The organism is Limnothrix sp. FACHB-1083, from assembly GCF_014696485.1.
Lineage (GTDB): Bacteria > Cyanobacteriota > Cyanobacteriia > CACIAM-69d > CACIAM-69d > CACIAM-69d.
On record NZ_JACJQD010000008.1, the window covers coordinates 188,761 to 202,837 of the forward strand.

Annotated in this window: 10 protein-coding genes; 4 read left to right on the forward strand and 6 right to left on the reverse strand. The window is 54.7% G+C overall.

The window, feature by feature from the left end:
- Window positions 1-87: 87 nt before the first annotated feature.
- The 4 genes from H6F46_RS12210 to H6F46_RS12225 all read right to left on the reverse strand — a co-directional run bounded on the left by H6F46_RS12210 (window position 88) and on the right by H6F46_RS12225 (window position 6,987).
- Window positions 88-3,804 (reverse strand): diguanylate cyclase domain-containing protein, encoded by a 3,717-nt coding sequence (locus H6F46_RS12210; RefSeq protein WP_190354877.1) that lies wholly within the window; start codon window positions 3,802-3,804, stop codon window positions 88-90.
- A 117-nt stretch (window positions 3,805-3,921) separates the two neighbouring features.
- Window positions 3,922-5,100, reverse strand: a complete 1,179-nt coding sequence (locus H6F46_RS12215) for a transposase (protein WP_347278320.1) — start codon at window positions 5,098-5,100, stop codon at window positions 3,922-3,924.
- The gene (locus H6F46_RS19875) at window positions 5,003-5,602 is read right to left on the reverse strand and encodes an IS607 family transposase (RefSeq protein WP_347278318.1); all 600 of its coding nucleotides are present in this window, start codon (window positions 5,600-5,602) and stop codon (window positions 5,003-5,005) included. Before H6F46_RS19875 ends, H6F46_RS12215 begins: the two co-directional genes overlap by 98 nt.
- A gap of 689 nt (window positions 5,603-6,291) precedes the next feature.
- Entirely contained in the window at window positions 6,292-6,987 is a 696-nt protein-coding gene (locus tag H6F46_RS12225; protein ID WP_190354876.1) for a lysozyme inhibitor LprI family protein, read from the reverse strand.
- Window positions 6,988-7,664: 677 nt separating this feature from the next.
- On the opposite strand from H6F46_RS12225, the gene H6F46_RS12230 reads away from it, so the two are divergent.
- The 3 genes from H6F46_RS12230 to H6F46_RS12240 all read left to right on the forward strand — a co-directional run bounded on the left by H6F46_RS12230 (window position 7,665) and on the right by H6F46_RS12240 (window position 12,707).
- On the forward strand, window positions 7,665-9,509 hold the full coding sequence (locus tag H6F46_RS12230; RefSeq protein ID WP_190354875.1) for an NAD(P)H-quinone oxidoreductase subunit F: 1,845 nt from the start codon (window positions 7,665-7,667) through the stop codon (window positions 9,507-9,509).
- 235 nt (window positions 9,510-9,744) lie between these two features.
- On the forward strand, window positions 9,745-11,271 hold the full coding sequence (locus H6F46_RS12235; protein ID WP_190354874.1) for an NADH-quinone oxidoreductase subunit M: 1,527 nt from the start codon (window positions 9,745-9,747) through the stop codon (window positions 11,269-11,271).
- 125 nt (window positions 11,272-11,396) lie between these two features.
- A complete protein-coding gene (locus H6F46_RS12240) occupies window positions 11,397-12,707 on the forward strand; it encodes a CO2 hydration protein (protein ID WP_190354873.1) in 1,311 nt (436 codons plus the stop codon).
- A 100-nt stretch (window positions 12,708-12,807) separates the two neighbouring features.
- Here H6F46_RS12240 and H6F46_RS12245 read toward each other — a convergent pair whose 3' ends face one another.
- Together H6F46_RS12245 and H6F46_RS12250 are read right to left on the reverse strand one after the other, a co-directional pair.
- Complete coding sequence (locus H6F46_RS12245) at window positions 12,808-13,185, reverse strand: hypothetical protein (RefSeq protein WP_190354872.1); 378 nt, start codon at window positions 13,183-13,185, stop codon at window positions 12,808-12,810.
- Window positions 13,178-13,396 (reverse strand): hypothetical protein, encoded by a 219-nt coding sequence (locus tag H6F46_RS12250; protein ID WP_190354871.1) that lies wholly within the window; start codon window positions 13,394-13,396, stop codon window positions 13,178-13,180. Before H6F46_RS12250 ends, H6F46_RS12245 begins: the two co-directional genes overlap by 8 nt.
- Window positions 13,397-13,512: 116 nt before the next feature.
- On the opposite strand from H6F46_RS12250, the gene H6F46_RS12255 reads away from it, so the two are divergent.
- Window positions 13,513-14,076 (forward strand): hypothetical protein, encoded by a 564-nt coding sequence (locus H6F46_RS12255; RefSeq protein ID WP_190354870.1) that lies wholly within the window; start codon window positions 13,513-13,515, stop codon window positions 14,074-14,076.
- Window position 14,077 lies beyond the last annotated feature (1 nt).

Consider the following 14,077-nt stretch of genomic DNA (forward strand, 5'->3'; position numbering starts at 1 on the left):
GCCAAACCAGGTTAGCCAACTCCGGGGTTCTCATCAAATTTCCAAAAGTTTCCAAAAGTTTCCAAAAATTTCCAATTTCCGCCGTGGCTAGACCGCTGCTTGCCCGATCGAGGGGTGATTGGCTCGCACACAATAGCGATCGCGCCCGGCCTGCTTGGCGCAGTAGAGCGCTGAATCGGCCATGGCAATCAGGGTAGCGGGTTTGCAGTCACTGCTGGGCACGAGGCAAGACACGCCTATGCTGACCGTCACAAAGGGGGCCACAATCGATCGCTCATGGGGCAGTTGACGACCACGGATCCGGGTGCGGACTTGGTGGGCAATGGCGATCGCCCCTTCCAAGGGAGTCTCCGGCAAGATAATGGCAAACTCCTCTCCCCCGTAGCGAGCCACCAGATCCGCCGGCCGGCAAATCATGTCTGCCAACACTCGCGCCACTTGAATCAGGCAGTCATCGCCGGAGGGATGACCATAGCAATCGTTGTAGGCCTTGAAGCAGTCCACATCCAACAACAACAGACTCAGGGGACGGCCCGATCGCGCCAAGCGGGCCCACTCCCGGGCCAGGTGTTCATCGAAACCACGTCGGTTGGCCACTTGGGTTAGCCCATCCAGTTGGGCCAAGCGGGTCAGTTCTTGGTTGGCCCGCTGGAGTGCCTGTTCAGCCCGTTGCCGCTCCAAAATTTGGATTTCGAGCTGACGATTCGCCTCAATCAGGGCTGCGGTGCGATTAGCCACTTCCGCTTCCAGCGATCGGGAATAGTTGGCCAGAATGGTGGCGGTTTTTTGGCGTTCGGTGATGTCTTGAAAGGTGACCACCGCATAGGCAACCTGCCCCGCTTCATCGGTAATAGGCACAGCCCGCATTTCAAAGGGAATGCGCCTGCTGCCTCGATCGAGTTCAATGGTTTCCGTAACGGCGGCTTGGCCCGTTGCACCCAACTGCACCGGGATCTGAGCCAGCTCAATCGGTTGATCGGTTCCGGCCCGATACAGGCGATCGGCTAGCGACACCGACAAGGGCGCAGCCGAATTTAAACTTGGGTCTAAGCTCGGATCTAAGTTCGGATCTAAATTGAGCAATTGTCGTCCCAAGCTGTTCAGGTAGAGCAGGTCACCCCCCGCTTGATAGACCGCCACCCCCACGGGCAACGCATCCAGAAACAGGGCAATTTTGCGCTCATGCTCGGCGGCCACTCGCTGTTGTTGCAGTTGCAGTTGGCGCACTTGCAAATGGGCCCGGGTGCGGGCAATCAGTTCGCCGGCCGTCACCGGCTTGGTGAGGTGATCGTTGGCTCCCGCCGCCAAGCCGGCCACAATTTCCTGGGGACAGGCTCGCTCGCTTAACAGGACGATCGGCAAGGTCTGGGGTGACCAGGTTTGACGCAACTGAGCAATCACCTCGTAGCCCGTGAGGTCGGGCATTCGCAAATCCAGCAACAGCAAGTCAGGCACAGGGCCTTGCTGAATTTGGGCCAGGGCCGATCGCCCACTGAGGGCCACAGACACCCGAAACCCCGGTTCCAGCGCCAACCAGTTGGCCAACCCTTGCAAAATCAACGGATCATCATCCACCACCAGAATGTGAGACGGCAGCAAATCGGGATCGGTGGTGGTTGGGGGCTGGGGCTGGGGCGCTGCCCAATGGTCGCTGGGGGCGATCTGGAGGGTAGGGGGTTCCCTTGTCCAGGCGATCGGGATTGTGAAACTGATGCGCTCCCGCAACCCGGGAGCAGCAGCCGTTGTGTAATCTCCCGGGGAATTCTCCGAATGATTCTCCGAGTGATGCCCCCGGCCATGGCCGCAGGAATCGCCCAAAGCCAACGTTCCCCCATGTAACTCCACCAGGCGCTTGGTGATGGTTAAACTCAGACCACCGATGGAGTCTAACTGAGCCGGTTCTAGGACTAGGGGCGGGAGAGGATCAGCCACCATGGGCAGAACCACACCCCCCTGAGCAAGGGCCGACTCTTGCCCCCAAGACCCGATCGCCGGTTCCGGGCCCCGATCGAGCGTTGAGACCCGCACCATATCTTGTTCAGACAAAAACTCAGCCGTAATCAGAATCTGTTGGCCGGCAGCTTGTTGAATGGCGTAGTCCAATAGATTCAGCAAAATCTGCTGGAACCGATCGGGGTCAACCATCACCGGCGGCAACTGGTCAGGAATTTGCATCACCAGGGCCAGGTGTCGGCGATCGGCCAGGGGCTGCAACATCGTGATCGCCACCTGCACCGCCGATCGCAAATCGATCGCCTGCGGATCCAAACGCACATCCCCGTAGCGCAACCGCGCCACATCCAGCAAATCATTCACCAAGTTTTGCAGGCGCTGATTGCTGGTCAACAACAGTTCCAAATTTGTTTTTTGCAGGGAAGTCAGTGGGCCGCCCGTCCCCCGCAACAGAGACTCCACAATGGCAATCATCCCCGCCAAGGGCGATCGCAGGGCATGGGAAGTACTGGCCAAGAACTCATCCTTGAGCCGATCGATCCGCCGTAGCTCCTGATTTTGGGCCGTCAGTTGAATAAAAGCCCCCTCCACGCAATTGGCCATGAAGTTAAAGGCCCGAGCTAATTCCCCCAGGCGATCAGGGCGATCGTCCCCCGTCACCCGTCGCTGCCACTGGCCACTGGCCAACGCCTGGGCTGCCTCATGCACCTCCATCAACGGCCGCGTCACCCAATGGGCCAACCCCCAACCCGTTAACCCCGCCAGCACCATTGCACCGCCACACAACCCCAAAATCAGCCATCGATTTTGCTCCAGGGGGCTGCTATAGACCTGATGGGGAGTCACCACCACCAACCACCAGTCCAGACCGCTGGCATCGTTGAACGGCCGCAAAAAAACGGCGTACTGTTCCTCGTTTACCGTGATCGTGGCTTGGCGATCCTGAAGCGGTTGCTGGCCCTGAATCAACCGCATTGTGGTTCGGGCAGCCTCCGCCGTCACGGGGTTCTCGCTACTGGTGGCCGTCAGGCGCTGGCGACCTCCCCCAGACAAGGGCAGCACCGCCGGTTTTTCCCCCGTGGAGGCAGCAATTAAATGGCCACTCCGTTCCAAGATCAGGAGTTGCCCTGGTTTTCCCGCTTGCATTGTGGCCAGCCGTTGCCCCAGATGCGAAAGCCGCAGCCCCGCCATCAACACGCCCGATGGGCGGCCCCGATCGCCCCACAACGGTTGAGTCACACTTAAATAAGTCGTGATTTTCTGAAAAGGGGGATCAATAATGCTCCAAGTGGGTTCCCCTGTCCCAACCGCCATTCGATACCAAGGCTGCTGTCGAAAATCTGGATTGGGAACGCTTGACAAACAATCAACCTGGGCCTGGCGATCGCCCTGATGGTTCACGAGATAGCGACAAAGTTCCCCGTTATCAGTGGTGCTGCGGATCAGCAGCTTGCCCCGACTGTTACGCTCAACCCCCATGAACTCCCCGGTGGCCGTTGCGAACCCCACCAAGTCCACATCATCACTGGTAATCACCTGATTCCACAGGTGGCGATCGAGTTGCCCCCCTTGGGGCATGGTGTTGGTTTGTTGAATCTGCTGGCCCAAGATCGGGCGCAAATTATTCGCATTTCGTTGGTTCGCGTCTTGCAACCCGCGCAAAACCTCCTGCAACAGGTCATCGGCGCGATCGGCCGTATCCCGCTGCATTTGCGTCAACACACCCAAAATGGACGATTTGCCGCCAGCATAGGACAAATATCCCACCAAGCTCACGATGACCAAGATTTGCGCCATGAATGGCACAACCAACACGATCGGGAGTGGCAAACGTCGCAACTGCTGAATCATGAAAACTGTTTTCTGATCAAGGTTTTCTGCTCAATTTCTGCTCAATTGAGGTTGCGGCATCATCTAGGCTTGCCAAGCAGCGACCAAACTCAACCGATACTTTTTTGCTAACGGATGCTAACAAATACATAAGTTGAGATGGTCTCTCAACCAAGGCGTATCAACCAATGCCCGTAGGAAAATCCCACGAGCACCATTGAGATCCCGATTCATTGACCGCCCATCAACTTTCGACTTGATGACCCGAGAGCCGCCAATCTTGACGATTTCACCTGTCCACGAAACGGTTTTAGATGTGTAGGCTTCATTGATATTGGTCAAGGCAATCTTGCCCAACTCCCAAGCTTTCCACTCTAGATGTTTCTTGAACTGGTAATGCGATAGGGTCAACATTTGCCGCACGGTTTTCGACTTAATCTTGCGACGTGATTTGCTCACCATTTGAGAGGATTCAAAGCTGGGCAACAAGATCACATCAAAGTTTTCAGTCAGAAACCGTGCGGTCTTGTGGTGAAGTTCTTTCACCAGATGTTGCACCTTGGAACGCAGGCGATCGGCGGCTTTCTTGAAGCGGCGCTTCTGGGCTGACTTCGCCTTGGTGATTTTGGAAATCAGGCGATCCAGCTTGAAGCACAGCTTTTGAATCAGCAAGTTCGAGTCATTGCCAATCCATCCATAGGATGACTCAGCAAAGAAGGTCATGAATGTGCGAACACCGGGATCTAAGGCAACCACCCGCCCTTGGTTTTCGGACTGAATGGGTTGCACTTCTGTTGAGGTGATCAGGTAATACTCACCATAGGCAAGTGTTAACCGACCATCACTGAAGCCATCAGGAATTGATTCTCTCAGGGCTGCTTTCCCCAAGATGGTGTGATAAACACCGTTTTTACTGATGGCTGATTTGGGGATGTAGATCGTTTGCTGTCGATCTTTTCGACTGCGGAAACGGCACTTTCGAATTTGCCCATCTGTCTTGAAGCCCTTTTTAGCTTCTCGAACGGCCGTGCAAGCATCTTTGACCGCAATCTTTTTGATCTGATAGGGAACTGATTTAGCCCATTCAGGAAGCGCACCCAGGATGATCGGCGCAACCGCCATCCAATTGGCTTTGGTTCCCGGCTCCTGAAGGTGCTTGATCGTGGTGTTGTAGACGTATCTAGAAACGCCAAACCATTGCTTCAGGAGTGCTTTTTGATCAGGGTTTAGAAAGATTCGGATCTTCCTGGATCGCCTTCCGGTAGCTTCTGAGTCCGGGCATTCGACGAGAGAATAGGTGAAGGATGGCGAGCAGATCCGCTGTGAGTTCGGATTCTGAGCAGTGAACAGATTGGTCGAGAACCATGAGTTCGCCACCGTTTTGTTGAACCATGAACTCGAACAGCTCGAATCCGAATCGGCAGAGTCGGTCTCGACAGGCAACCACAACTTGGAGCTGATCGCCACGCATGAGTCTGACCAGTAGGGATTGCAATCCTTTCCGCTTGAAATTGAGTCCCGATCCGATGTCTTGGATGATTTCGGCATCGGGGTAGCGATCGCGCATGAACTGGACTTGTCTAGCGAGATCATCTCGTTGCTTGGCTGAACTGACACGGCAGTAGCAAACAACGGCAGATCGAGTTGCGTTGCGTCCATACGACTCAACGTTGTAGAGCCGCTGACCCGCCTCGTTTCGGATGGTTTCGATCTTCCCTTCATCTGCGTACTTTCTCAGCGTATTAGCGTATTTGGATGCAATCCCAGAAATTCGACCGCTTTTCTGAGAGGAATGTATGCCATATCTAAATATGGGCATACGTTAGCGAATGTTAGTAAATTAATTACTGTTGATCAACCTCGATCCCAACCCCAGCAACGGTTCACGACAAATAAAACAGCCCCTAGCGATAGCTATCTATTCCCACCTGGCGATTGACCGAATTTTGCTGCACAACGAAACAAACCGCGAGTGATCGATTATCTGAACCCTGTCATTTTAGTGATTTGTGATTAATCTAAACTGACTCAGCAATCAGAGTTTCAGACCCCGATCACTCGATCGCGGGGTTCCCGTGGGCTAATTTCTTTGAGAATAATCCACCCTGATCAAGGTTTTTCATTCATTGTTTGTCTAAATATTTTCAAAAGTGTGAATTATGCTCAGAAATCGCAATTTTTTTGAAATTATTGTGAATTTCGGTTTGTTTTTGGCGATTTCTGCAAAGCAAGTCTTGAGAAAATCAATTTTTCTCAGACAAGAATTTCGCAAGAGTCTTTAGAGTTCCTCAAGATTACGATAGACCAAATTTGAAAAATCGGGGGCCGCCGCCACTCCCTGCGCCGGGAGCAATTGGTTGGCGGCTCACTCTACAAAGTTGAATTGATACAAAAAAATTTACAAAAACAGTCGAAATTGCCCAAATTAGTTCACTCAACTCAAGTTCGGTCAATTCAAGTTCGGTCAATTCAAGTTTGATCACCACCCCCCAGACCAGTTCCCTGGGGTCAACGGTTGCTCAAGGCTTCTTCCAGGGCAAAGGTGCGCTGATCGGATAAGCGAATCACACAGCGATCGCCCGTTGATTGCAGACTTTGTTCAAAGGCACAGGCGCGATCGCGAAATTGAATCCAGGCCGCTTCAGCCGCAATCAGGCGCGATCGCTGGCTGCCCGACTGGGCTTGCAACAGGGCTTGGTAGGCGCGATTTAAAGCCGCATCCGCAGCGGGTTGGCTGAGGCGACCGGCGGGAGGAGTTGTGCCTCGGCGATAGGCCTGCAGATCGTCCAGCCGCTCCTGGGTCACGATCTCCTTGCAACTCCATTCGATCAACGGTTGCATGGAGCCGCCTTCAAACTCGCCAGACGCAAAAGCACAGTGCCGATCGCGGAAAGTGATCCAAGCTTGCTGGGCACTCACCAGTTGTTGCTGTTGGGGGGCACTGAGCCGGACGATCGCCCGTTGGTAGGTTTGATTTAAGGTGCGATCGACCCGTTCCCAGCTTTCATAGGCGCAGCGGTTCATGGTGGTTTGATCTTGCGGATTCCGGCAATCCTGAGCCTGGGCCGCAGCGGGCAAAACCCCCACCCCAACAACCATTCCCGCCCCAGCGATCGCCCCAACGAGCCATAGCCCCAACCATCCGGGGGCCGATCGTTGGATTCGCTGCTGGATCCAAGTTGGGGAATGATTGTGCGAATTCATCTGCGAACTCATTTGCGAACAAGTTTTTACCGATGATTGCGCCAGTGGGTGGTGCGCCATGATTCGATCCCCATATTTGCTGACTTGTTCAATGCTGATGAGATTCGTTGCCCAGTTGATGCCTATTCAATCACTTGGGATTCCCTTGGGATTTGAGGGGATTGAATTTTGAGGGAATGGGGTATCGAATCTTCAAATCGAATCCTTCAGTTAAATCCATTAATCGAATCTGTGGCTCAGATCCAGGATCATGGTCTAGCGATCAATACTTAGTAATAAATACTTAGCAATGTCAGATTGCTGATCAACTATTTTGATCAGTTCTGATCAGTCACGATCGCCCGTTGCCGTCCGTCTCATAGTCCTTTACAGCCCCACAGCGCGATCGTCCTCCGGATCATTGACCCAAAACTCTTGATTGGCCCTGGCGATCGGCCCTCACAGGGATCCTAAATGTCAGGGATTAGCAATAAGCCACACTTAGACCCTTCATCGGAGTTTCCAAGCATTTGCTTATAGATTTTCCCTTTTGAACCCAGTAATCTTAAAAACAACTAAAGCATTCTTAAACTTGCATAACAGGACTGCGTTGCTGCATTGTCTGTTTCAGACTCTGCGGCCCAAAATTCTGCGCCCGAAACCTGCTATTCGTACCCTGATTCCCATGGAAAACGCCTATGGATCGCTGGATTATCGATAACCTTTGGCTGGTGCCGACCTACGCCCTCTTTGGCGGGCTGTTGGCCCTGCTTTGGTCGCCGGCCTTCATTCGGCGCACCGGCCCGCGACCGGCGGGCTATTTCAACATTCTGTCTACGGGCCTAGCGTTTTTACATAGCGCGATCGCCCTGCCCCTGATTTGGAACCAGCCGGAAGCCACCATTTCCTTTAACTGGCTGGATGCGGCGGGGCTGAATGTGGATCTTGACCTCAAGGCTTCCGTGGTGAACGTGGGCACGATGGCCCTGATTTCCGGGATTACCTTCCTGGCGCAACTGTTCGCCGTGGGTTACATGGAAATGGACTGGGGTTGGGCCCGGTTCTATTCCTTGCTGGGCTTGTTTGAAGGCGGCATGTGCCTGCTGGTGCTGTGCGACTCGGCATTCTTCAGCTATATCGTGCTGGAAATCCTGACCCTGGGCACTTACCTGCTGGTGGGCCTGTGGTTCAGCCAGCCGCTGGTGGTGACGGGAGCGCGTGATGCGTTCCTGACCAAGCGGGTGGGGGACTTGGTGTTGCTGATGGGCGTGGTGGCCCTGCTGCCGATCGCTGGGACTTGGAACTTTACGGATTTGACCGAGTGGGCCAAGACGGCCGAACTCGACCCCACTGTGGCAACCCTGCTGGGCTTGGCCCTGGTGGCTGGGCCGATCGGGAAATGTGCCCAAATTCCGCTGCACCTGTGGCTGGATGAAGCCATGGAAGGGCCGCTGCCCGCATCGATTTTGCGAAATGCGGTGGTTGTCCCGATCGGGGCTTGGGTGTTGGTGAAATTCCAGCCGGTGATTGCCCTGTCGCCCGTGGCGGTGACGGTGGAATGGTCGGTGGGCTTGGTGACGGCCCTGCTGTGCAGCGCGATCGCGATCGCCCAAATCGACATCAAGCGCGTGCTGTCCTACGCCACCAGCGCCTACATGGGCTTGGTGTTCGTGGCGATCGGCTTTGGTCAGTTGAATTTAGCGCTGCTGCTCTGCTTGACCTATTCCGTGGCCATGGTGCTGTTGACCATGAGCGCCGGTTGCGTGATTGCCAACTGCGTCACCCAAGACATCACTCAGTTGGGTGGCTTGTGGCCCAAGCGCCCGGCAGCGGGCCCCGGCTTCCTGGTGGGGATGCTGGGCTTGGTGGCCGTGCCGCCCCTGGGCTGCTTTTGGTCGTTGGCGGCCTTGGGCGGCGCTTTGCTGGATGCCAATCAACCGTTGATCTTTGCGGCCCTGCTGCTGATCAACGGCATGACGGGCTTTAGCCTGATGCGTACCTTTGGATTGGTGTTCTTTGGCTCCGAGTCCCCCATGACCGAGCGGGCCCCGGAAGTGCTCTGGCCCATGAGTTTCTCAACGCTGGTGATGGTGGGCGTGGTGTTGCACCTGCCGTTGCTGTTGATTCAATGGCAGGTGTTGCCGAGCCTGGGGGCAACGGAGGCGATCGCCCTGGCGGCCTCGTCCCTGGTGGGCTTGGGTTCAGCGGCGGCCCTGTACCTGAATCCACAGGTGGCTAAGCCGGTGCATTCGATTCCGGCTCCAATTCGCGATTTCTTTGCCTATGACCTCTATACGGCGAAGCTCTATCGCAACACGATCGTGCTGGTGGTGGGCGCTGTGTCCGGCGTGCTGTTCTGGATCGATCGGTTCATTGTCGATGGCTTTGTGAATGCGGTAGGGGCCCTGACGGTGGTAGGCGGCCAAGGCTTGCGCTACAACACCACGGGCCAAGTGCAGTTCTATGCCCTGTCGATTCTGTTGGGGGTGGTACTGTTTGGGGCGCTGGTTGCTTGGCCGATTCTGGCCCCGGCGGTTCCGTAGGTTCCGATCCATGGGGTCAACCCTTGGGGGCGCACGGCGGTGCGCCCCTACCCGGAACCCAACTCAGTTTCGTAGGTTGGGTTGAGCTTTGCGAAACCCAACGTGATCAATCGAAGCCTTACGGGTGTTGGGTTTCGTTCCTCAACCCAACCTACAACTTGCTCTCTCAGTGATTCAGCGTTAGCGCGTCGTTTGACTACAGCCGTAAATCACAGCAATGTCACAGTAAAAGCCTATGTTGAGCGCATTGATTTTAACTCCGGCGATCGGGGCGGCCCTGGTGGGTCTGTGGCCCGGTCAGCCCAACTCCGCCCTACTGAAAAAGGTGAGCCTGGCCGTGGCCAGCGCGATCGCCCTGTGGACGTTGTATTTATTTGCCCAGGTCGATGTGAATGCGATCGGGGCGCAAATGACCGAATATTTGCCCTGGGTTCCGCAACTGGGCTTGAGCTACAGCCTGGGTGTGGATGGCTTGTCGCTGCCGTTGGTGGGCTTGACCGCCCTGCTGGCCTGGATCGCCATTTGCAGCAGCGATCGGGACTTGCAGCGCCCCCGGCTCTATTACTCGATGATTTTGCTGGCGATCGCCGGGATTAACGGCGCATTCCTGGCCCAAAACCTGCTGCTATTCATCCTGTTCTACGAACTGGAGCTGATTCCCTTTTATTTATTGATCGCGATTTGGGGGAGCGAACAGAAACGCGGCTATGCGGCCACGAAATTTCTGATCTACACCGCCATTTCCGGGATTCTGGTGCTGGCGGGTTTCCTGGCCCTGACCTGGCTCAGTGGCTCCACCAGCTTTGACATTGGGCAAATCGACATCAAAAAGCTGTCTGACAGTGCTCAACTGATCTGCTTGCTGCTGTTGGTCGTTGGCTTCGGCATCAAGATTCCCCTAGTGCCGCTGCATACTTGGTTGCCCGATGCCTACGTGGAATCGTCGCCCGCCACCACGGTGCTGCTGGGCGGTGTGCTGGCCAAGCTGGGTACTTACGGACTGTTGCGCTACGGCTTGGGTCTGCTGCCCGATGCTTGGGGGACGATCGCCCCGGGTCTGGCGCTGGTGGGTGTGGTCAGCGTCATGTATGGCGCATTGACCGCGATCGCCCAAAAGGACATCAAACGGATGGTGGCCTACAGCTCGATCGGGCACATGGGCTACATCATCGTTGCCGCCGCCGCCCTCAATCCCCTATCCCTGCTGGGTTCCGTAGCCCAAATGGTCAGCCACGGCTTGATCCTGGCGATTCTGTTCTACCTGGTGGGTGTGATTGAAAAGAAAGTCGGCACCCGCGACCTGGACAAGCTGAACGGGTTGATGAGTCCGATTCGCGGCTTGCCCCTGACCAGCGGCCTGTTGGTGCTGGCGGGCATGGCCAGCGCGGGCATTCCCGGCATGGTCGGCTTCGTGGCGGAATACATGGTGTTCCAAGGCAGCTTCACCACCTATCCCGTGATTTCGCTGCTCTGCATCCTGGCTTCCGGGCTGACGGCGGTGTACTTCGTGATTTTGCTGAATCGCACCTGCTTTGGCCGCCTAGACAACGCCACCGCCTACTACCCCGCCGTGCGGTTTGATGAGCACTTGCCAGGTCTGATCTTGACCGGGCTGATCCTCTGGCTGGGGATTCAACCGAGCTGGCTGGTGAAGTGGATCGAGCCGACCACGGACGCGATGATCGCCGCGATTCCTACGGTGAACCAACCGGTGGCGATCGCCCCGACCAAACCAGCCCGAAAGGCCCCCGCGATCAATTAATCGGTTACTCGGCGACTCAACCAGACAAGGGGCTTAAGCCCCTTGCCCCCACTTTACTGATCGGGTGCAACGCTTGCGCCCCTCCCGAAACGTCTCTGAAACCTTGGAAATTTCCCCACAACATCATGGTTCAGACCCCAATCAAACCGGACACCGCCCCCAAAATCCCCCCGTCGCAGCATGAATTTGCGGAAGTCATCCATCGCCTCGAAGCGGGCGGCGCAATGTTGCCCGACACGCCGGAAAACCTGATGCAAATCATCGGCATTTACAAGGCCTATGCCGTGCCGATGGACTTCTATTGGCGAGATTTGCTCTACATCGCCGAAGAAGTTTTCCTGAATCCGTTTCCCTTCTTTAAATATTTCCTACCCCAGAAATATTTAGACTTACCAAACCACTACGCAGGCGACACCGCCGACCTGCGAATTTGGCGCGGCATTGCCACAGCCCACCCGGAATTGCTCGAATTTATGAGCAAGGGTGAAACGATTAAAATGCCGAAGCTGTTCCATCACCTGTGGCACGATCGGGTGAACATGGAATTCGCCGAAGCCTGTATGCAGGCCATGCTCTGGCATCGCAAAATGTATGCGGGTGTGAATCGGTTTGATGACTTTCTGAACACCGAGGAATATCGCCAAAACTGCGATCGCGCAATCAAAGCCTACTTCAAAGGCAATCCGATCATGTTGGGGATGTATAAACTCTTCCCCGAAGCCTTCATTGAACAATGCCGGATGATGTCCTACTACAGCAACTTGGGGCTGTTCTGGGAAATCATGGCTCCGGTGTTCTTTGAAATGTCGGATATCTACGATGAAGGTGGCTTCAAGGGTGTGCCCGATGCCATGAACTTCCTGATTAATGGCATTTTCGCGATCTCCGGTCGCCCCATCTATCACCGGGTGAATATTCGCGGCGAATGGTTTGATTTGGTGCCCAAAGATAAGGGCTTCATGTGGCTTTATGATGCCGCATTGCCCTACGTGGAAGCGGTGTTTTATCGCACGGCTCCGTTCCGAGGAACTAAGTCCTACAACGCCCAGGCGGGTCAAGTACCCAGCGAGCAAGCGGACTTCCACTACGGCATTCTGTACGCGGACGTATTCCCCGTCGGAACCGCCGGGATTCCGCCCACACAGTTGATGCAGGATATGTTGCATTTCCTGCCGCAATACCTGTTGGATTACTATCACCAACATTGCCGGGGCGAGGACGATATGTTGATTCAGCTTGGAATTACTTTCCAGCGATCGATGTATTGCGTCACCTCCGCCGTCATCCAAGCGCTGCGGGCAGCCCTGCTCTATCCGCTGGATGACGAAAACCCGGAACACCTGATGGCCAACCGCAAATTCTTCGAGGCGCAAATGGATCGCTTCAAGCGCCCCGAAGCTCGCCTGCGCGACATCCAGAATCGCGATTACCGCTAAGTTTCCTTCCTAAGAGTTGCTTGCTCTACTTGAGCAGCTAGGCGATCGGGTTAGTGTGTCCCACTAGCCCGATTTTTTATCTGTTTAAATCTAGGTACAGCTAAATGTGAGTCTCAGCCAACGATCGCTCTGCTGTTTCACTCCCTTGGCGGTTTAGGGCTTGCCAATTGGCGGCGATCGGCTCGAATGCACAATAGCAAGTAATCACTTCGCGCCCGCTATTGCTTATAAATTGTTCCACTTCAATCACGACCCAATCGCCGTCCCGACCATGGGTTACGCCATTACCCGGATCGGTCAAATTGCTGTAGTCCCGTAGCCGATCGCCCGGCTCCGGCAATCGATTAGCGCCGTAGTCCAGCTCCTGCGCCAACAAATCCGTTAAGCTGCCCCGAGGCATCAATCGCCGTTCTTCCCAGCCAGGTGCGTCGGCCGCAGCCACATACAAAATCCGCCGATTTGGAATTAGTTCAGTCATCGCCTTTTTCCTCCTGCCAAGTTTCATCCATAAAACTGGTTTGCGGCCCTTCAAAGACGCAATCTACACCCAAGGCCATACCTCCATCAGCCTTCACAATATCTTTGAGTTTCCATCTATTTCGCTGGGCCATTTTTCGACAATCGGCAGGAGTAGCAGCCCCATGAACATTTTCGGTTTCTGGGTCGTATTCCCAACTTTTCTTGCTCACCAGCGATCGCCTCGCACGATTTCTGTTAATGGCTATTGAATGCTATCTAATATAGCGATTTTGAGAGTGTATACAGCCTTGACTTCAAACAATTGGCACGCTGTATCACAGATGCAATGAAGGGTAAGACTGATTTTCTAGGTACTACCACTGTGCTTATTGAGCAAGGTAAAGGCTGTATCAACCTTGGAATACACTGGGAATTGTCTTTAAGTCAGTGGTTTATGCTGAGATCATTCATCCTTCGTCAATCGGCGATCGCTCTAGTTGGATTAGCCTTGGTTTCAGCTCCCACGTCAGCGCAAACAGTTAATTGGGAACAATTGCGGCGAGCTTGTCCCCAAAATCCTCAAGCTTATGTGGGTTCAGCGGCTCAAGCGGCATCTATGAAAGAAGTGGTTCGACGCTATCTTGGCGCAACTGCTGATAGTTTGGAGCACATGTCTGACCCAACAATTTATCGGGGTTGGGGTGATATATCTTTTTTGTCTGGTGAGATGTCTAGCGCTCGCCAATTTTTGATTAACCCTAACGGTCGTGTCACTGAGTTGTCATTTTCGCTGGACTTTGCTTCCGGCCAACATGACAATTACCGTTCATTGGAGCGAATGCGTAATTTAGGCGTTCCGCCCCAGGTAACAGCTTGTTTGCATGAAGGAGCAAGGCTTTTTCATTTTTAGT